16 protein-coding genes and 1 tRNA gene are annotated in these 18503 nt (G+C 71.9%); 12 read left to right on the plus strand and 5 right to left on the minus strand.

All coding sequences use genetic code 11. The features are described 5' to 3' along the window. Positions 1-28: 28 nt before the first annotated feature. The 4 genes from IEZ07_RS14205 to IEZ07_RS14220 form a co-directional block, all read right to left on the minus strand. The gene (locus IEZ07_RS14205; protein ID WP_239320028.1) at positions 29-928 is read right to left on the minus strand and encodes an NUDIX hydrolase; all 900 of its coding nucleotides are present in this window, start codon (positions 926-928) and stop codon (positions 29-31) included. Then, positions 921-2984: an RNA degradosome polyphosphate kinase gene (locus IEZ07_RS14210; protein ID WP_191895199.1), complete on the minus strand. Its 2064-nt coding sequence runs from the start codon at positions 2982-2984 to the stop codon at positions 921-923. Before IEZ07_RS14210 ends, IEZ07_RS14205 begins: the two co-directional genes overlap by 8 nt. Positions 2985-3167: 183 nt before the next feature. Beyond that, positions 3168-4160 (minus strand): TetR/AcrR family transcriptional regulator, encoded by a 993-nt coding sequence (locus IEZ07_RS14215; RefSeq protein WP_275413818.1) that lies wholly within the window; start codon positions 4158-4160, stop codon positions 3168-3170. Between the two features lie 265 nt (positions 4161-4425). Beyond that, positions 4426-5367 carry an acyl-CoA desaturase gene (locus tag IEZ07_RS14220; protein WP_068901090.1) on the minus strand — a complete coding sequence of 314 codons (942 nt, stop codon included), beginning with the start codon at positions 5365-5367 and terminating at the stop codon, positions 4426-4428. Between the two features lie 361 nt (positions 5368-5728). On the opposite strand from IEZ07_RS14220, the gene IEZ07_RS14225 reads away from it, so the two are divergent. The 12 genes from IEZ07_RS14225 to IEZ07_RS14280 all read left to right on the plus strand — a co-directional run bounded on the left by IEZ07_RS14225 (position 5729) and on the right by IEZ07_RS14280 (position 17519). Continuing rightward, a tRNA-Gln gene (locus IEZ07_RS14225) sits at positions 5729-5800 on the plus strand. A gap of 164 nt (positions 5801-5964) precedes the next feature. Continuing rightward, on the plus strand, positions 5965-7419 hold the full coding sequence (gene glmU / locus IEZ07_RS14230) for a bifunctional UDP-N-acetylglucosamine diphosphorylase/glucosamine-1-phosphate N-acetyltransferase GlmU (protein WP_191895200.1): 1455 nt from the start codon (positions 5965-5967) through the stop codon (positions 7417-7419). Then, positions 7416-8393: a ribose-phosphate diphosphokinase gene (locus IEZ07_RS14235; protein WP_068901092.1), complete on the plus strand. Its 978-nt coding sequence runs from the start codon at positions 7416-7418 to the stop codon at positions 8391-8393. Before glmU ends, IEZ07_RS14235 begins: the two co-directional genes overlap by 4 nt. A gap of 160 nt (positions 8394-8553) precedes the next feature. Continuing rightward, positions 8554-9180: a 50S ribosomal protein L25/general stress protein Ctc gene (locus IEZ07_RS14240; protein WP_191895201.1), complete on the plus strand. Its 627-nt coding sequence runs from the start codon at positions 8554-8556 to the stop codon at positions 9178-9180. A gap of 54 nt (positions 9181-9234) precedes the next feature. After that, positions 9235-9849 carry an aminoacyl-tRNA hydrolase gene (gene pth, locus IEZ07_RS14245; protein WP_191895202.1) on the plus strand — a complete coding sequence of 205 codons (615 nt, stop codon included), beginning with the start codon at positions 9235-9237 and terminating at the stop codon, positions 9847-9849. A gap of 154 nt (positions 9850-10003) precedes the next feature. Continuing rightward, positions 10004-11410 carry a sugar transferase gene (locus IEZ07_RS14250; RefSeq protein ID WP_191895203.1) on the plus strand — a complete coding sequence of 469 codons (1407 nt, stop codon included), beginning with the start codon at positions 10004-10006 and terminating at the stop codon, positions 11408-11410. Next, a complete protein-coding gene (locus IEZ07_RS14255) occupies positions 11410-12222 on the plus strand; it encodes a 3'(2'),5'-bisphosphate nucleotidase CysQ (protein ID WP_191895204.1) in 813 nt (270 codons plus the stop codon). Before IEZ07_RS14250 ends, IEZ07_RS14255 begins: the two co-directional genes overlap by 1 nt. Positions 12223-12255: 33 nt before the next feature. Next, entirely contained in the window at positions 12256-13170 is a 915-nt protein-coding gene (gene cysD, locus IEZ07_RS14260) for a sulfate adenylyltransferase subunit CysD (RefSeq protein ID WP_191895205.1), read from the plus strand. A 61-nt stretch (positions 13171-13231) separates the two neighbouring features. Next, complete coding sequence (gene cysN, locus IEZ07_RS14265) at positions 13232-14494, plus strand: sulfate adenylyltransferase subunit CysN (RefSeq protein ID WP_191895206.1); 1263 nt, start codon at positions 13232-13234, stop codon at positions 14492-14494. A gap of 111 nt (positions 14495-14605) precedes the next feature. Further along, the gene (locus IEZ07_RS14270; protein ID WP_191895207.1) at positions 14606-15568 is read left to right on the plus strand and encodes a sulfotransferase family protein; all 963 of its coding nucleotides are present in this window, start codon (positions 14606-14608) and stop codon (positions 15566-15568) included. Continuing rightward, positions 15565-16509 carry a glycosyltransferase family 2 protein gene (locus tag IEZ07_RS14275; RefSeq protein ID WP_191895208.1) on the plus strand — a complete coding sequence of 315 codons (945 nt, stop codon included), beginning with the start codon at positions 15565-15567 and terminating at the stop codon, positions 16507-16509. The genes IEZ07_RS14270 and IEZ07_RS14275 overlap by 4 nt, the downstream gene beginning before the upstream one ends. Then, a complete protein-coding gene (locus IEZ07_RS14280; RefSeq protein WP_239320027.1) occupies positions 16509-17519 on the plus strand; it encodes a WecB/TagA/CpsF family glycosyltransferase in 1011 nt (336 codons plus the stop codon). The genes IEZ07_RS14275 and IEZ07_RS14280 overlap by 1 nt, the downstream gene beginning before the upstream one ends. 43 nt (positions 17520-17562) lie before the next feature. On the opposite strand, the gene IEZ07_RS14285 is transcribed toward IEZ07_RS14280, so the two are convergent. Then, positions 17563-18465 carry a sulfotransferase gene (locus IEZ07_RS14285; RefSeq protein ID WP_191895209.1) on the minus strand — a complete coding sequence of 301 codons (903 nt, stop codon included), beginning with the start codon at positions 18463-18465 and terminating at the stop codon, positions 17563-17565. Positions 18466-18503 lie beyond the last annotated feature (38 nt).

Consider the following 18503-nt stretch of genomic DNA (forward strand, 5'->3'; position numbering starts at 1 on the left):
CCGCCCCCGCGGGGCCGTCCGGCCCGTCTCAGGCGGGGTAGCGGTCCGCGGCGACGATCCGGCCGCCCGCCCGGTGCACGACCAGGAACGCGCCTTTGTCGAGCCGTACCTCGTCCGGTCCGCCGACGAGGCCGGCGATCAGTCCCGGGAGCACCTTGCCGTGGCTGCACAGCGCCGCCGGCGCGCCCGACTCCAGCAACGCCGTCGCGACGCGCAGGGTCTCGGCGGGGTCGTGACGGCTCTCCGAGAGCAGCGGCTCGCGGCGGATCTCCAGGCCCGCCCGCCCGGCGTACGGCTCCAGGGTCTGCACGCACCGCAGGCTCGGCGAGCTGACCAGCTCCACCGGGCGGTAGCCCGCCAGCGCGTCCGCCAGCCGCCCCGCCTGCGCCCGCCCGGTCCCGTCCAGGGGACGCAGGTCGTCGTCGCCCTCCCACGCGTCGCGCGAACCCGCCACGCCGTGCCGGACGAGGACCAGCGGCACGGTCGCCAGCGGGGCCCCCGACGGTGACCGGAACAGCGACCGGAGCAGCTCGGCGTCCTGCTCGTAGGTCAGCCGCCGCCACGCCTCCTCCGGCGGCAGCCAGGCCACCTCGTCCACCTCGTCCGCCGCGGTGGGCGTCCCCTCGGCGACCGCCCGCGCCACCCAGTAGTCGACCCGCTTGAGCCGGCCGCCCTTCATGTAGTGGGCCGGGGGAAGGGCCCGGCCCAGCACGACCGTCGCCCCGGTCTCCTCCGCCACCTCGCGCAGCGCCCCGGCGATCACGTGCTCGCCCTGCTTCAGCTTGCCCTTCGGCAGGGACCAGTCGCCGTACCCCGGCCGGTGCACGACGGCGATCTCCGGAGCCGACTCCTCGCCCCGCCACACCACCGCCCCGGCGGCACGGATCATGCCGCCCGGACGGGTGCGCGCCCGAACGGGCTCAGTCATCGACCGACCTCCACCGCCGCGTGCCCACCAGGTGGCTCTGCAGGTCCTCGCCTCGGTGCCGGCTCCAGGAGCCGTCCGCGTTCAGCCACCACGTCGCCGTGTCCTCCGCCATCGCCCGGTCCAGCAGGTCGCTGAGGTAGAGCCGGTGCTTCTGGCCGGTCACCTTCACCAGCGCCTCCACCCGGCGGTCCAGGTTGCGGCGCATCAGGTCGGCGCTGCCGATCCAGATCTCCGGCCTGCGGCCCTGGCCGAATTCGTAGATCCGCGAGTGCTCGAGGAACCGGCCCAGCACGCTCCTGACCCGGATGTTCTCCGACAGGCCCGGGATCCCCGGCCGCAGCGTGCAGACCCCGCGCACCCACAGGTCCACCGGGACGCCCGCCTGCGAGGCCCGGTACAGCGCGTCGATGAGCGGCTCGTCCACCAGGGAGTTCGTCTTCATCCGGATCCGGGCCGGACGGCCCGCCCGCTGGTGGGAGATCTCCCGGTCGATCCTGGCCAGCAGGCCGCCGCGCAGCGAGTGCGGGGCGACCAGCAGCCGCCGGTAGGCCGTGTGGTTGGAGTAGCCCGTCAGGTGGATGAACAGGTCCGTGACGTCCTCGCCCACCAGCGGGTCGGCGGTCAGCAGCCCCAGGTCCTCGTAGAGCCGCGCCGTCTTCGGGTTGTAGTTGCCCGTGCCGATGTGGCAGTAGGTGCGCAGCTCGCCGGAGGGCTCCTGCCGTACGACCAGGGCCAGCTTGCAGTGCGTCTTCAGGCCCACCACGCCGTAGACCACGTGGCACCCGGCCCGCTCCAGCTTGCGCGCCCAGCTGATGTTGGCGTGCTCGTCGAAGCGCGCCTTGATCTCCACCACCACGACGACCTGCTTACCCGCCTCCGCCGCGTCGATGAGCGCGTCCACGATCGGGGAGTCGCCGCTGGTGCGGTAGAGCGTCTGCTTGATGGCCAGCACGCCCGGATCGGCGGCGGCCTGCTCGATGAAGCGCTGCACGCTCGTGGCGAACGAGTCGTACGGGTGGTGCAGCAGCACGTCCCGCTCCCGCAGCACCGTGAAGATGTCGTCCTCGACGTGCACGACCTCCGCCGGCACGAACGGGCGGAAGCTCAGCTCACCCCGGTCCAGGTCGGCGATCGTGTGCAGCCCCGTCAGGTCCAGCGGGCCGGGCAGCCGGTAGATCTCGTGCTCGGCCACGCCCAGCTCGTCGACCAGCAGGTCGAGCACCTCGGGCGTGATGGTGTCCTCCACCTCCAGCCGGACCGGCGGGCCGAACCGCCGCTTGAGCAGCTCCTTCTCCAGCGCCTGCATGAGGTTCTCGGTGACGTCCTCGTCGACGTCCAGGTCCTCGTTGCGGGTGACCCGGAAGACGTGGTGCTCGACGACCTCCATGCCCTTGAACAGCTGGCCCAGATGGGCCGCGATCACGTCCTCCAGGGGGACGAAGCGCTCCCTGGACGCCGCGACGAAACGCGGCAGCCGGCTCGGCACCTTCACCCGGGCGAACACCGTGTGGCCGGTCGCCGGGTTGCGGACGGTCACCGCGAGGTTGAGCGAGAGCCCGGAGATGTAGGGGAAGGGGTGCGCCGGGTCGACGGCGAGCGGCGTCAGCACCGGCCGGATCCGCTCCCGGAACAGCCTGCGCATCTCGGTGCGCTCGTCGCGGCTCAGGTCGTTCCAGCGGACGATCGCGATGCCCTCGGCGGTGAGCTCGGGGCGCACCCTCTCGTGGAAGCAGGCCGCGTGCCGCTGCGCGAGGCCGTCGGCGATCGCCGCGATCCTCGCCAGCTCCTCGCGCGGCTTCAGCCCGCTCTTGGTGCGGAGCAGCAGGCCGGTGGCCATCCGGCGCTTCAGGCCGGCCACCCGGACGCGGAAGAACTCGTCCAGGTTGCTGGCGAAGATGGCCAGGAACCTGACCCGCTCCAGCAGCGGCAGGGACGGGTCCTCCGCCATCTCCAGGACACGCTGGTTGAACTGGAGCCAGCTCTCCTCGCGGTTGAGGAAACGCTCCTGGGGGAGAGGCAGCCCTTCCGGGGAGGGGGGTGCAGGTTCTGCGGACATATGACCAGAATGCCCGCTTTCGTTGAACGTAACGTTAACTACGGCTCAACGGACGCTGTTGCTTCTCCCGCCTTCCCGACCTCAGGGGCGGAAATCCCGCACCTGAGGCGGGGGAAGCCCGCTCTCGGAGGCCGGGAAGCCTCCTCCCGGGGGCGGGGAAGCCCGCTCCTGGGAGAGGGAAGCTCACTCCCGGGAGCGGGAAGCCTCCTGTTCCGCCTCCCGCCCGGCCGCCTTCGCCAGCCTCGCGGCCTCCCGCTCGGCCGCCCGCGCCTCCCGGAGCCGGATCTTCTCCAGCTCCCGCAACTCCCGCTCACGGGCCTTCTCCTGCTCGCGCAGCAGCCGCTCCTGCTCCTTGAGCTCCCGCTCGCGCGCCTTCTCCCGCTCCCGCAGCTCCCGCTGCCGCGCCTTCTCCTGCTCGCGCGCCAGCTTCTCCGCCTCGCGCTGCTCCCGCTCGCGGATCCTCTCCAGCTCCTTGAGCTCCCGCTCGCGCGCCTTCTCCCGCTCCCGCAGCTCCTTGTCCGTCGGCCGCGGCGCCACCGGACGCCGCCTCTCCGCCTCCCGGGAGGTCGCCGTCAGCCGAGGACGCGGATCCAGGCCCGTCAGGCCGTTCCAGGAGAGGTTGACCAGATGCGCGGCCACCTCCTCGCGCGACGGCGTGCGCACGTCCAGCCACCACTGGCCGGTCAGCGCCACCATGCCCACCAGCATCTGCGCGTACATCGGCGCCAGCTTCGGGTCGTAACCGCGGCCCGCGAACTCGGCCACCATGACGTCCTCGACCTGGCTGGCGATGTCGTTGATCAGACTGGCGAACGTGCCCGTCCCCGACGCCGCGTGCGAGTCGCGCACCAGGATCCGGAAACCCTCGCTGTTCTCCTCGACGTACGCCAGCAACGCCAGCGCCGCCCGCTCGAGCTTCACCAGGGCGTGCGAGGCCGACAGCGCCTCCGTCACCATGCTCAGCAGTTTCTGCATCTCCCGGTCGACGACGACCGCGTAGACGCCCTCCTTGCCGCCGAAGTGCTCGTAGACCACCGGCTTGGAGACGTGGGCGCTCGCCGCGATCTCCTCCACCGACGTGCCGTCGAACCCCTTCTCTGCGAACAGGGTGCGGCTGACCTGGATCAGCTGCTCCCTGCGCTCCTTACCGGTCATCCGCCGCCGAGGTTCGTTCACACGTTCAATGATGACGCCGGCGACCGGGGAGGCGGGCACCGTACGGGACGGAGCCGCCGCGAGCGCCGCGCCGGGAAGGACCGCCAGGGCGGTCCCCGGGGCGCTTCGCCGAGCGGTCCGCGGGACGGCCGGGGCCCGGCCGGTCGACGCCGCCGGGCCCACCGGGACGGGCGGACCTCCGGACCCGCCCGCCGGACCCACCGGGACGGGCGGACCCGGGACGGCCGTCGCCACCGGGCCCGCCGGAACGGACCCCGCGGGCCGGTCAGCCTCCAATGCGCTTCGCCGCCAGGCGCTCCGGCGTCGGCCAGCGGACGTCGTAGGCCCAGCCCGCCTTCTCGAACCAGCGGATCACCCCGGCGCTGAGGTCGATCTGACCCTTCAGCGCGCCGTGGCGGGCGCAGGTCGGGTCGGAGTGGTGCAGGTTGTGCCAGGACTCACCGAAGGACGGGATGGCCAGCCACCACACGTTGCGGGACTTGTCGCGGGACTCGAACGCCTCCTCGCCGAAGACGTGGCAGATGGAGTTGATCGACCACGTCACGTGGTGCAGCAGCCCGATCCGGATCAGCGTGCCCCAGAAGAAGGCCGTCACCGCGCCCCACCAGGACCAGGTCAGCAGCCCGCCCAGGACCGCCGGGGCCGTCATCGAGGTGATCGCCAGCACCGGGAACCACTTGTGCAGCCTGATGATGTCCGGGTCCTTCAGCAGATCCGGGGCGTACTTCTCCCGGTTCGTGCGGTGCGTCTCGAACAGCCAGCCCATGTGCGCCCAGAGCAGGCCCTTGGCCATCGACCAGAAGCCAGGCCCGAACCGCCACGGCGAGTGCGGGTCGCCCTCCTTGTCGGAGAACTTGTGGTGCTTGCGGTGGGTGGCCACCCAGTCGAGCACCGACATCTCCAGGGAGATGCTGCCCGCGATCCCCAGCGCCAGCTTCAGCGGGCGCTTCGCCTTGAACGAGCCGTGGGTGAAGTAGCGGTGGAACCCGACCGTCACCCCCAGTCCGGACACCACGTAGAAGACGGCGGCGATCGCGATGTCGACCCAGCCCAGCCCCCAGCCCCAGGCGAACGGGATCGCGGCGACCAGGGCGACCAGCGGCGCGGCCACGACCACGCCGAAGGTGATGAGTTCGGGGAGCGTCTTCGGCTCCGGGTCGATCTCCGGCTTGGGACCCGGTGCGGGGCGTTCGGATACGACTGTCATGCGGTACCTCATGAGATCGGGAAGGTGGTGCGTATTGCTTGCCTACGCAACCGTAACCTACGCAACAGTAAGTTAGAACCCCTAAAGCGCCAACGCCGTGAACAGGACTCTTTTCCGGCGATTTCCTGACGTCGCCGTGACTCGCCGCCCTCGGGCCGGCCTGCTAGGGGTCCCATCACCTTCCCGCCTGCCCTGCCCGCTGATCGGTAATCCCGGCCCGCCTCCGCGTCTACCGCGGCCGTACGGTGGGCGTCCGGCCGGGTAGGGCCGGGGAAGGCGGAGATCGGCGCGCACCGGAGCGGGAGGGCTCGGTATCGTAGGGGTGTCCGGCCTTCGGGATCCGTCCGAATTGTCGGATCGATCCGGCATTGGGTAATTGGCAGCCCCCAAGGTTTTGGTCCTTGTTGTCCAGGTTCGAGTCCTGGTGCCGGAGCTGTGATATTTGTCCGGTTTGGTAAGCGGCTGGTCGGCTGGGGGGATCCCCGGGGGGAAGGTATCCTCACGTTGTCGAGCGGGTGACGGTGCGGTGCCCTGGCGGTAGCCGCGAGTCACCCCGTTTCGTCATGTCTCAGCCGCGATGCCGAGGGAGCCTCGCCCGTGAGTGTGCCGCGCCCGGCCGCCGTCATCGTCCTCGCCGCAGGCGAGGGCACCCGGATGAAGTCGAGAACACCCAAGATCCTTCATGAGCTGTGCGGCCGCACGCTGGTCGACCACATGCTCACCGCCGCCCGGGGGCTGGAGCCCGAGCGACTGATCGTCGTCATCGGCCACGAGCGGGAGCGGGTCCGGGCGCACCTGGAGGTGAGCAGCCCCGACGCGCTGGCCGTGGTCCAGGAGGAGCAGAAGGGGACCGGCCACGCGGTGCGGACGGTCCTGGAGGCCGTCGGCACGGTCGCCGGCACGGTCCTGGTGACCTACGGGGACACGCCGCTGCTGCGCACCGGCACCCTGGCGGGCCTGCTGGAGCGGCACGCCGAGGACGGCAACGCCGTCACCGTGCTCACCGCGGAGGTCCCCGACCCGTACGGGTACGGGCGGATCGTCCGCGACTCCTCGGGGGCGGTCCTGGCGATCGTCGAGGAGAAGGACGCGAGCCCGGAGCAGCGGGCGATCAGGGAGATGAACTCCGGCGTCTACGCGTTCGACGGCCTGCTGCTGGCCGACGCGGTCAAGCGGGTGTCGGCCTCCAACGCCCAGGGTGAGGAGTACCTCACCGACGTGCTGTCCATCCTGCGCGAGGACGGCCACCGGGTGGGCGCGCACGTCGCGGCGGACTACGTCGAGGTGGAGGGCGTCAACGACCGGGTGCAGCTGGCGTTCGCGCGCCGGGTGCTCAACGCCCGGCTGCTGGAGGGGCACATGCGGGCGGGTGTGACGGTGGTCGACCCGGCCAGCACGTGGGTCGACGTGGACGTCGTGCTGGGGCAGGACGTGGTGGTCCATCCGGGCACCCAGCTGCAGGGCCGTACGACCGTCGGGGAGGGCGCCGAGATCGGCCCGGCCTCGACGCTGACCGACACGGTCGTCGGCGAGGGGGCGGTGGTCCGCAACGCGGTCTGCGTGGAGGCGGAGGTGGGTCCGGAGGCGACGGTCGGGCCGTACGCCTACCTGCGGCCGGGCAGCGTGCTGGCCCGCGGGGCCAAGGCGGGGACGTACGTCGAGCTGAAGAACGCCCGGGTGGGCGAGGGCTCGAAGGTGCCGCACCTGTCCTACGTGGGCGACGCCACGATCGGCGCCGGGGCGAACATCGGCGCCTCCTCGATCTTCGTCAACTACGACGGAGTGAACAAGCACCACACGACGGTGGGCGACCACGCCTTCGTCGGGTGCGACACCATGCTCGTCGCGCCGGTGAACATCGGCGACGGCGCCTACACCGCCGCGGGTTCGGTCATCGACTCCGACGTCCCCGCCGGGGCGATCGGGGTGGCCCGCGGCCGGCAGCGAAATATCGAAGGGTGGACGGTGCGCAAGCGCCCGGGCACCAGATCGGCGCAGGCGGCGCAGCGGGCCGCCGAGGCCGGAGATCAGCAGGGGAGCACCTCCGAATGAGCAGCATCAAGCAGACCGGTGAGAAGAAACTGATGTTCTTCTCCGGGCGCGGATATCCGGAGCTGGCGGAGGAGGTGGCCAGTCACCTGGGGATCGGGATCGCCCCGACCACGTTGCGTGACTTCGCCAACGGCGAGATCTACGCGCGTTACCAGGAGTCGGTCCGGGGCTGCGACGCGTTCGTGATCCAGAGCCACACCGGGCCGATCAACCAGTGGATCATGGAGCAGCTGATCATGGTGGACGCGCTCAAGCGCGCCTCCGCCAAGCGGATCACCGTGATCATGCCCTTCTTCGGCTACGCCCGGCAGGACAAGAAGGGCCGGGGCCGCGAGCCGATCACGGCCCGGCTGATGGCCGACCTGTTCAAGACCGCCGGGGCCGACCGGCTGATGTCGATCGACCTGCACACCTCGCAGATCCAGGGCTTCTTCGACGGCCCGGTGGACCACCTGTTCGCGATGCCGGTGCTGGTCAACTACCTCAAGGACAAGCTGGACCTGGCCAACACCACGGTGGTGTCGCCGGACACCGGCCGGGTGCGGCTCTCGGAGCGCTGGGCGGACACGCTGGGCACTCCGCTGGCCTTCATCCACAAGCGCCGCGACCTGGACGTGGCCAACCAGGTGAAGGTGAACGAGGTGGTCGGCCGGGTGCGGGGCCGCACCTGCGTGCTGATCGACGACATGATCGACACGGCGGGCACGATCTGCAAGGCGGCGGACGCGCTGTACGAGCAGGGCGCGACCGACGTGGTGGTGGCGGCGACGCACGCGGTCTTCTCCGACCCGGCGGTGGACCGGTTGAAGAACTCGCGCATCTCCGAGGTCATCGTCACGAACACGCTCCCGCTGGCGGAGGACAAGCGGTTCGACAACCTGACCGTCCTGTCGATCGCGCCGCTGATCGCGCGGGCGATCACCGAGGTGTTCAGCGACGGCTCGGTGACGAGCATGTTCGAGGGCGACAGCTAGGCGCGTCCGCCGGGATTCCCGTCCGTCTCCCGCGGGGAGGCGGACGAAGCCCTGCGACGAGCCGATAGGCTGTGCAGGTTGCGCGCGCTCGTAACGCCTTCCGCTAGGGCGGGTGAGGGGGAGCGCGCTTTCACCGTCGAGGATCCCTAGGAGATCTGCCGTGTCTGAAGTAGTCATCGCCGCCGAGTCGCGCACCGGTTTCGGCAAGGGCGCCGCCCGCAAGATCCGCCGCGAGCACAAGGTGCCCGTCGTCCTCTACGGGCACGGCACGGACCCCCGCCACCTGTCCCTGCCGGGCCACGAGCTGCTGCTGGCCCTGCGCACGCCGAACGTGCTGATCCGTCTCGAGGGCGCGGTCGACGAGCTGGCGATCCCGAAGGGCGTGCAGCGCGACCCGATCAAGGGCTTCCTGGAGCACGTCGACCTGCTGCTGGTCAAGCGCGGCGAGAAGGTCACCGTCGACATCCCGGTCAACGTGGTCGGCGAGGTCTCCGAGGGCATGATGGACCAGCAGATGGTCTCGGTCTCGGTCGAGACCGAGGCGACGCACATCCCCGAGGGCGTCGAGGTCGACGTCGCGGGCCTGGCGGTCGGCACCCAGATCACCGCCGGCGACCTGAAGCTGCCGAAGGGCACGACGCTGGCGGCCGACCCGGAGGCGCTGGTCCTGATCATCGCCGGTGAGCAGGCCGCCGAGCCGGCCGAGGGCGAGGCCGCCGAGGGCGAGTCCGCCGAGGCCGCCGAGGGCGAGTCCGCGGAGGCCGCCGAGGGCGAGTCCGCCGAGTAAGTTCTCTCTGCTACACCTGTCAGGGCGGCCCGGGAGCGGGCTGCCCTGACGCGCATGGAAGGGGTGCCGGCCGTGGACCGCTGGCTGGTGGTCGGCCTGGGGAATCCGGGGCCGGAGTACGCCGGGAACCGGCACAACGCCGGGTTCATGGTGCTGGACGAGCTGGCCGCGCGGGCCGGGGGGCGGTTCAAGGCGCACCGGTCGCGGGCCGAGGTGCTGGAGGGCCGGTTGGCGGGCGCCCCGGCGGTCCTGGCCAAACCGCTGTCGTTCATGAACCTGTCCGGCGGCCCGGTGAAGGCGCTGGCGGACTTCTACAAGGTCGATCCGGCGCGGGTGGTCGTCGTCCACGACGAGCTGGACGTGCCGTACGGCGCGCTCCGGGCGAAGCTGGGCGGAGGCGACAACGGTCACAACGGGCTGAAGTCGATCACGAAGTCGCTGGCGACGCGTGACTACCTGCGGGTGCGGTTCGGCATCGGCCGCCCGCCGGGCCGGATGGACACGGCGGCGTACGTCCTGCGGGATTTCGCGACCGCGGAGCGCAAGGACCTGGCGTTCCTGGTGGACCGGGCGGCGGATGTGGTGGAGTCGCTGGTCCGGGTGGGGCTCGAGGCGACGCAGAACACCTTCCACGCCGTCGATCTGAAGCTGTCGGGCCCGCCCCGCTAGCGGACCCGGCGGACGGCGCGCCGGGGCGTGCGTTCCGGCGTTCGCCCTCCCTTCTTTCTCCTCGCCGATACCATTCCATTACTGTCAGTAGACGAATGGTTACGCGGAGGGGTGCGTGCGCGACGTAACGGCTCTCCATGTGGTGTCCGGGTCCGTGCCGGCGGCGCGTTGGCGGGAGCCGCTCTGGGTGCGCGGGCACCGGGCGCGAGCGGTCGTCGCCGACTTCGGGTGCGCCTCCCTCTCCGGCGCTCTGGCGTTCTTCGTGCGGTTCGGCGAGGTCACGCCGTACGTCGTCCCCTATGTGGTGCTGAGCGCGGCGCTGCCCGTGGTGTGGGTGTGCGCGATCGCGTTGAACCGGGCTTATGAGGCGAGGCTGATCGGTCTGGGCCCGGAGGAGTTCCAGCGGGTCCTGCAGTGCGGTTTCATGATCACTGCTGCGCTCGCGGTCGGCGCGTACGTGACGAAGACCGACGTGGCGCGCGGTTACGTGGTGCTGGCGGTGCCGCTGGCCACGGCTCTGACGCTGCTGGCGCGCTACCGCCTGCGCCGGTCCCTGCATCGGAGGCGGGCACGGGGCGGATGCATGCGGCGGGTGGTGGCGGTGGGCCACCGGGCGGCGGCGGCGGAGCTGGTCGACCGGCTGCGCCGGGAGCGCTACCACGGCATGGAGGTCGTGGGGGTGTGCGTGCCGCGCGGCGGCGGTCCCGAGGTGGCGGGGGTGCCGGTGCTGGGCGGCCTGTCGGACGTGCCGCTGGTGGTGGGGCAGGCGGAGGCGGACACGGTGGCGGTGCTGGCCTGCCCGGAGATGGACGGTACGGCGCTGCGGCGGCTGGCCTGGCGGCTGGAGAAGACGCACACGGACCTGGTGGTGGCTCCGGCGCTGATGGAGGTGGCGGGGCCGCGGACCACGATCCGCCCGGTGGCGGGCCTGCCGCTGCTGCACGTCGACCATCCGGAGCTCGCGGGGCTGCGGCAGGTGGTCAAGATGCTCTTCGACCGGGTGGGGGCGGGGGCGCTGCTGGTGCTGCTGTCGCCGCTGCTGCTGGCGCTGGCGCTGGCCGTGCGGATGTCGGGACCGGGGCCGGTGCTGTTCCGGCAGACGCGGGTGGGCCGGGACGGCGCGGAGTTCATGATCTACAAGTTCCGGACGATGGTGACCGACGCGGAGCAGCGGAAGATCACTCTGATGAGCGACGACGGGGGGGTGCTGTTCAAGATCCGGAACGATCCGCGGGTGACCCCGGTCGGCGCCTGGCTGCGCCGCCATTCCATGGACGAGCTGCCGCAGCTGATCAACGTGGTGCTCGGCCACATGTCGCTGGTGGGCCCCCGGCCGCCGCTGCCGGAGGAGGTGGCCCGGTACGGTGACGACGTCCGGCGCCGGCTGCTGGTCCGGCCGGGGATGACGGGGCTGTGGCAGGTGAGCGGGAGGTCGGACCTGAGCTGGGAGGAATCGGTCAGGTTGGACCTGCGTTACGTGGAGAACTGGTCCCTCATGCTGGACCTGCAGATCCTGTGGAAGACTTGGTCGGCTGTCGCGCGAGGGGCTGGAGCATACTGATGACGATTCGCGACGATCATGTCCTGGCCGGGGATCTGGCGGCCGAGGCCGGCGAGAGGCTGCTGGCGCTGCGGGACGAGGAGGGCTTCGGCGATCCGTCCGCGCTGCGTGCGCGGGGCGACGCCGAGTCGCACCGGTTCCTGATGGAGGCCCTGGCGCGGCTGCGCCCGAGTGACAGCGTGCTGTCGGAGGAGGCGACCCAGCAGGAGCGCCTCGACTCCCGCCGCCTGTCGGCGGAGCGGGTGTGGATCGTCGACCCGCTGGACGGCACCCGCGAGTTCGCCGAGGAGGGCCGCCAGGACTGGGCGGTCCACGTGGCGCTGTGGGAGCGGGGCGTGCTGACCGCCGGAGCGGTGGCGCTGCCCGCGCAGGGCAGGACGCTCTCCACGGCGGAGCCGCCGGTGCTGCCCGGGCCGCCCGCCGGTCCGGAAGCAGATCCGGGCCAGGACCCGGTCGCGCGGCCGGGCGGCGGCCGGGTGCGGATCGCGGTTAGCCGGACGCGTCCGCCGGAGTTCGTCCAGAAGCTCGCCTACCTCGTCGGCGCGGATCTGGTGCCGATCGGCTCGGCGGGGGCGAAGATCTCCGCGGTGCTGACCGGAGAGGTGGAGGCGTACGTGCACGCCGGGGGTCAGTACGAGTGGGATTCGGCGGCTCCGGTCGCGGTGGCGCTGGCCTCCGGGGCCCATGCGAGCCGGATCGACGGCTCCGCGCTGACCTACAACCAGGACGACCCCTCACTACCGGATATTCTGGTATCCCTACCAGGACTGGCGCCAACGCTGCTCGCCGGAATCCGGGATCTGCACCGATAGGGGCGCACCCCCAATCCCCGATGGGAGAGTCAGATGCTTCAGCGCGACTACACCACGTCGCAGCTCGATGTCCTCGAGGCGGAGGCCATCCACATCATGCGTGAGGTGGCGGCGGAGTTCGAGCGACCGTGTCTGCTCTTCTCGGGGGGCAAGGACTCCATCGTGATGCTCCGCATCGCGGAGAAGGCGTTCTGGCCCGCGCCGATCCCGTTCCCGCTGATGCACGTGGACACCGGCCACAACTTCTCCGAGGTCATCGAGTTCCGCGACCGGCGGGCCGCGGAGCTGGGCGCGCGCCTGGTCGTGGCGTCCGTCCAGGACTCGATCGACGCCGGGCGCGTGGTGGAGGAGACCGGCCGCCGGGCCTCCCGCAACCGGCTGCAGACCACCACGCTGCTGGACGCGATCGAGGACAACGAGTTCGACGCGGTGTTCGGCGGCGCCCGCCGCGACGAGGAGAAGGCCCGCGCGAAGGAGCGGGTGTTCTCCTTCCGCGACGACTTCGGCCAGTGGGACCCGAAGAACCAGCGGCCGGAGTTGTGGAACCTCTACAACGCCAAGATCCGCAAGGGCGAGCACATCCGGGTCTTCCCGCTCTCCAACTGGACCGAGCTGGACATCTGGGACTACATCCGGCGTGAGGGCATCGAGATCCCGTCGATCTACTACGCGCACACGCGCAAGGTGTTCGAGCGCGACGGCATGCTGCTGGCCGACAGCGAGTTCGTCACCCGGGACGAGGACGAGCAACTCGTGGAGATGACGGTCCGCTACCGCACGGTCGGCGACATCACCTGCACCGGCGCCGTGCAGTCCGCCGCGGCGACCGTCGAGGAGATCATCGAGGAGATCGCCGCGACCCGGATCACCGAGCGGGGCGCCACCCGCGCCGACGACCGCGCCTCCGAGGCCTCGATGGAGGACCGCAAGCGGATGGGCTACTTCTGATGCGGCACCTCCCCTCCCCGTCCCCCCGCGCACGCCGTACGACCTCTGGAGAGCAGAACTGATGGACATCCTTCGCTTCGCCACCGCGGGAAGTGTCGACGACGGGAAGTCGACCCTGATCGGGCGGCTGCTCTTCGACTCCAAGGCGATCTTCGAGGACCAGCTCGAGGCGGTCGAGCGCACCTCCCGCGACCGGGGCACCGAGTACACCGACCTGTCGCTGCTCACGGACGGCCTGCGGGCGGAGCGGGAGCAGGGCATCACGATCGACGTGGCCTACCGCTACTTCGCCACCCCCAAGCGCAAGTTCATCATCGCCGACACCCCCGGGCACATCCAGTACACCCGGAACATGGTCACCGGCGCCTCCACGGCGGACCTGGCGGTCGTGCTGATCGACGCGCGCAAGGGCGTGCTGGAGCAGTCGCGCCGGCACGCGTTCCTGACGACGCTGCTGCGCGTCCCCCACCTGGTGCTGGCCGTCAACAAGATGGACCTGGTCGGCTACTCCCAGGAGCGGTTCGAGGAGATCCGCGAGGAGTTCACCGCGTTCGCCTCGAAGCTGAACGCGCCGGACCTGACGTTCATCCCGATCTCCGCGCTGCACGGCGACAACGTGGTCTCCCGGTCGGAGAACATGCCGTGGTACAACGGCTCGTCGCTCCTGCACCACTTGGAGAACGTGCACATCGCCTCCGACCGGAACCTGGTCGACGTGCGCTTCCCCGTGCAGTACGTCATCCGCCCGCAGAAGGCGACCGACCCGGCCTTCCACGACTACCGGGGCTACGCGGGACAGGTGGCGGGCGGCGTGCTCAAGCCCGGTGACGAGATCGTGCACCTGCCGTCCGGGCTGACCACGCGCATCGCGTCCATCGACACGTTCGACGGCCCGGTGGAGGAGGCGTTCGCGCCGATGTCGGTCACCCTCCGGTTGGAGGACGACATCGACATCTCGCGCGGCGACATGATCTGCCGCCCGAACAACCAGCCGCACGTCGCGCAGGAGGTGGAGGCGATGGTGTGCTGGATGACCGACGCGTCCAAGCTGGCCCCGCGCACGAAGCTGACGATCAAGCACACCACCAGGACGGCCCGCGCGCTTGTGCGGGACCTGCACTACCGGCTCGACGTCAACACCCTGCACCGCGACGAGTCGGCGACCGCGCTCGGCCTGAACGAGATCGGCCGCGTCTCGCTGCGCGTCACCCAGCCGCTGTTCGTGGACGACTACGCGCGCAACCGGCTCACCGGCGGTTTCATCCTCGTGGACGAGGCCACCAACAACACCGTCGCGGCAGGCATGATCGTCGAGGCGCGGTAACCGGCCGGTCACCCACCGTAGGTAGATCCTTTGACCGTTCACTGACTACGAGGTTACTCTCCGCGATATCGTCGGCACGTTCCGTATCCATAACGGTGAGGATTCGTGCCTGTGTCTGTTCGTCCGCAGCCCACCCGGGTGGTCTTCCTGGGTGGGCTTGGCCGTAGCGGAACCACGCTGCTGGAGCGCCTGCTCGGGGAGCTCCCCGGCTGCGTCGCCCTCGGCGAGGTGGTCCACCTCTGGGCACGGGGTGTGCTGGCGGACGAGGCCTGCGGCTGCGGCGAGCCGTTCGGCGCGTGCCCCTTCTGGCTGAAGGTCGGTGACCGCGCGTTCGGCGGGTGGTCCGCGGAGCGGGCCGAGCGGGTGCTCGAGCTGAGGCGCCGGGTGGACCGCACCCGGCGGATCCCGGGCCTGGCCCGGCTGCTCGCCGAGGAGCGGGCGGGCGCCGGGGTGTGGCGGTCGCCGACCGTGACCGAGGAGCTGGGCGAGTACGCCGTCGCCTACCGCAGGCTCTACGAGGCGGCGGCCGAGGTCGCGGACAGCCCGGTCGTCGTCGATTCCAGCAAACACGCCTCCCTGGCGTTCTGCCTGGCGGCGGCCGGAGTCGACGTGCACGTCGTGCACGTCGTGCGCGACCCCCGCGCGGTCGCGTACTCCTGGCGGCGCCGGGTCGCACGCCCGGAGGACGGCGTCCCCATGACGGTCTGGTCGCCCGCCCGGACCTCGCTGCACTGGCTGACCCAGAACCTCGGTCTCGAGCTGCTGGCCCGTGAGGGCGTGCCCGTCACCCGGATCCGCTACGAGGACCTGCTGGGCTCTCCCGCCAGGACGCTGCGGCGCCTGGCCGCGGGGCTCGGCGTCCGCCCGAGCCTGGGCTTCCTCGGCGACGGCGAGGCCGAGCTGTCGGTGGCGCACACCGCCTCGGGCAACCCCATGCGGTTCGCGGTCGGCCGGATCGGCCTGACGCGGGACGACGGCTGGCGCACCGGCGCCCCGCCCCGGCAACGGAGCCTGGTCACCGCACTGACCTGGCCCCTCATGCTCAAGTACGACTATCCCTGGAGGCTCTCGTGAGTCCATCGGTGGGCGTGGTCATCCCCACGCGCGGAGATCGGCCCGACCAGCTGCGCGCGGCCGCGTGCGCCGCGCTCGCGCAGGACTACCCGGGCTCCGTCGAGATCGTCGTCGTCGTCGACGGCGGCGACCCGTCGCGGGTGGCCGGCCAGGTGGCCGACCTCCTCGCGGGCCGGGCCCCGGCGGTCCGGGGGGAGACCCCGCCGCCGGAGCGCGGCGTGCGGGTGCTGGCCAACCGGTTCACCCCCGGCCTGCCGGGGGCGCGCAACACCGGCATCGCCGCGCTCGGCACCGACCTGGTGGCCTTCTGCGACGACGACGACCGGTGGCTGCCGGGGAAGGTCGACGCGCAGGTCGCGGCGGTGGAGGCGGCGCCGGGGGCGGAGTTCGCCAGCTGCGCCATCGAGGTGGAGTACGGTTCCCGGCGGGTCCCGCGGCTGGCCGGCACCTGCCGGGTGACCCGTGAGCAGCTCGTCCGCTCGCGCATGGTGATGGTCCACTCCTCGACGTTCCTGTTCCGGCGCGGAGCCCTCTGGGTGGACGAGAGCGCTCCCGGAGGCCAGAACGAGGACTGGGACCTGGCCCTGCGCGCGGCCGGCCGCCATCCGATCGTGCATGTCGACCGCCCGCTGGTGCGGGTGCGCTGGGGCGGCTCCATGTACGCGACCCGCTGGGCCGATCGCATCGCCGGTCTCGAGTGGATGCTCGCCCGGCACCCGGATCTGGCCGTAGACCCGCGCGGCGCGGCGCGGATCTACGGCCAACTCGCCTTCCACCACGCGGCCCTGGGCCGCCGGAGGGAGGCGGGCCGCTGGGCCTGGCGGGCCTTCACCGCCAGGCGCGGCGAACCCCGCGCGCCGATCGCCTTGGCCGTGGCGCTCGGCCTGGTGCCCGCCCAGGCGGTCCTCAGCCGCCTGCACCACCACGGACACGGCATCTGATGCGGGCCGGAGCAGGCCACGCCCCGGTGGCCGCGGACGGGTGCCTCGCGATGGCGGCGGGGCCGAAGGACCCGGCCGGGCGGTTCGGGCCGTTCGGACCGGGGAGGACGGCGAAACCGGTGCAGTCGGTGAAGTCGGCGCTCCCCGCGGACCCGGCCCAGGCGGCGAGGCCGGGGAAGTCGGCGGCCCCCGCGGGCGCGGCGGTCCCGCGGCAGCGACCGCGACCGGACAAGGCCACCCGCAGGCGGCTCCGCCGCCGCGTCCGGGTGGCGGGCGTCGCGATCGACCCGATGACCGAGACCGAGGTGGTCGACCACGCGGTGGCCGCGTTGAAACGGGGCGAGGGCGGTCACATCGTCACCCCGAACGTGGACATCAGCCGGGCCGTCGCCCGCGACGAGGCACTGCGCCGGCTGGTCGAGGGCGCCGATCTCGCGGTGGCCGACGGCATGCCGCTGGTGTGGGCGGCGAGGCTGCTCGGCACCCCCGTCCCGGGCCGGATCACCGGCGCGGACCTGATCTGGTCCCTGTCGGAGGCGGCGGCCTTCTACCGCTATCCGATCTACCTGCTGGGCGGTCCGCCGGGCGTGGCGGAGCAGGCCGCGGTCAGGCTGGTGGACCGCTACCCGGGTCTGCTCGTCTCCGGGGTGGACGCGCCGCCGTACGGGTTCGAGGACACCCCCGAGGGCTACGAGCGGATCCGGGAGGCGATCGTGGCCGCCGGGCCCCGGGTGGTCTTCGTCGGGCTGGGCTTCCCCAAGCAGGACCGGCTGATCGCGGCGCTCCGCGAGGAGCTGCCGGGGACCTGGTTCATCGGCTGCGGGTCGGCCATCGCCTTCGCCGCCGGGGCCGTGCGCCGGGCGCCGGAGTGGATGCAGCGGTCCGGGCTGGAGTGGCTCTTCCGCCTGCTCAGCGAGCCGGGCCGGCTGGCCCGTCGCTACCTGGTCGACGACCTGCCGTTCGCGCTGAGACTGCTCACCGTCTGCCTGTTCAAGCGGCTGTTCTCCTGAAGATCCGGGTCTCCCGCCGCTCGGCGTCCGCCGGGGCAGCGGCTCAACCTCGGGCCAGTTCCCTGACCCGCCGGGCGTCCTCCTCGCTGAGGCGGCCTCCCGCCTCGGCCAGGGCCCGGCGGGAGTCCATCGGCCGGTAGGCCGTGCGGGACAGGCCGTGCCAGGCGAAGCCGCGGGCGGTGGAGCCCGGGGCCGTGCAGGCGCGGCGGACGCGTCCCTCGGCGCGCGCGGACCAGGTCAGGCCGGCCCAGTCGTACAGGCGGCGGAAACCCTCCACCGGGGCGGCGGCCAGGTCCTCGTAGCGGACCAGCAGGATCTCCGGGTGCCGGGCGGCCAGGTCGGCGGCGACGGCCGCGGCCGTCCGCCACAGGGCGACGTTCTTGAGCAGCCGGTCCTGGCAGCCGACCAGCGGCCGCAGCTCCTCCACTCGGGGGTGGTCCCGGACCAGCAGCGGCTGCTCCAGCAGCTCGTGGAAGTAGACCGTCCAGCCGAGCCGCTGCCAGCTCCCGGCGAACGCCACCGGGTCGCGGACCAGGATGATCACCCGGCAGCCCAGCCGGTGGGCGAACCAGCCCGCGGAGAACAGCGCGAACGGGTCGTCGAGCAGCGCCCGGCGACCGGTCAGCCGCCCGAGGGTGAACGCGGTGCCGTACCGGACCATGCGGGCCAGGTCGTACGGCGCGCGGTTGCGGCGGAGCTCGGCGAGGAACCGGTAGCGCAGGGAGACGGTGTCGGTGAAGGCCCGCAGCCACGGCTCGTCGTCGTCGGCGCAGATGTACTGGAAGCGGTGGGTGACGTCGGCGTCGAGCACGCCGGGGGAGCGGCCCGGCCGGGGCAGCGGGTTGAGCGGCTCGTTGACGTAGACCAGTTCGCCGCCCGCCGCGAGCATCCTGCCCGTCCAGCTCGTCCCGCTCCGGGGCAGCCCGGTCACCAGTACGGGGGTCACCGGCCGCCTCCGGAGGCCGGTGCCGCGGGAGCGGGGGC

Source organism: Planomonospora parontospora (assembly GCA_014647935.1).
GTDB lineage: Bacteria > Actinomycetota > Actinomycetes > Streptosporangiales > Streptosporangiaceae > Planomonospora > Planomonospora parontospora.

Coding starts and splice junctions, on each gene's coding strand:
- IEZ07_RS14205 (WP_239320028.1), bottom strand. CDS start 928: ATGACTGAGCCCGTTCGGGCGCGCACCCGTCCGGGCGGCATGATCCGT.
- IEZ07_RS14210 (WP_191895199.1), bottom strand. CDS start 2,984: ATGTCCGCAGAACCTGCACCCCCCTCCCCGGAAGGGCTGCCTCTCCCC.
- IEZ07_RS14220 (WP_068901090.1), bottom strand. CDS start 5,367: ATGACAGTCGTATCCGAACGCCCCGCACCGGGTCCCAAGCCGGAGATC.
- IEZ07_RS14235 (WP_068901092.1), top strand. CDS start 7,416: ATGAGCAGCATCAAGCAGACCGGTGAGAAGAAACTGATGTTCTTCTCC.
- pth (WP_191895202.1), top strand. CDS start 9,235: ATGGAAGGGGTGCCGGCCGTGGACCGCTGGCTGGTGGTCGGCCTGGGG.
- IEZ07_RS14255 (WP_191895204.1), top strand. CDS start 11,410: ATGACGATTCGCGACGATCATGTCCTGGCCGGGGATCTGGCGGCCGAG.
- cysD (WP_191895205.1), top strand. CDS start 12,256: ATGCTTCAGCGCGACTACACCACGTCGCAGCTCGATGTCCTCGAGGCG.
- cysN (WP_191895206.1), top strand. CDS start 13,232: ATGGACATCCTTCGCTTCGCCACCGCGGGAAGTGTCGACGACGGGAAG.
- IEZ07_RS14280 (WP_239320027.1), top strand. CDS start 16,509: ATGCGGGCCGGAGCAGGCCACGCCCCGGTGGCCGCGGACGGGTGCCTC.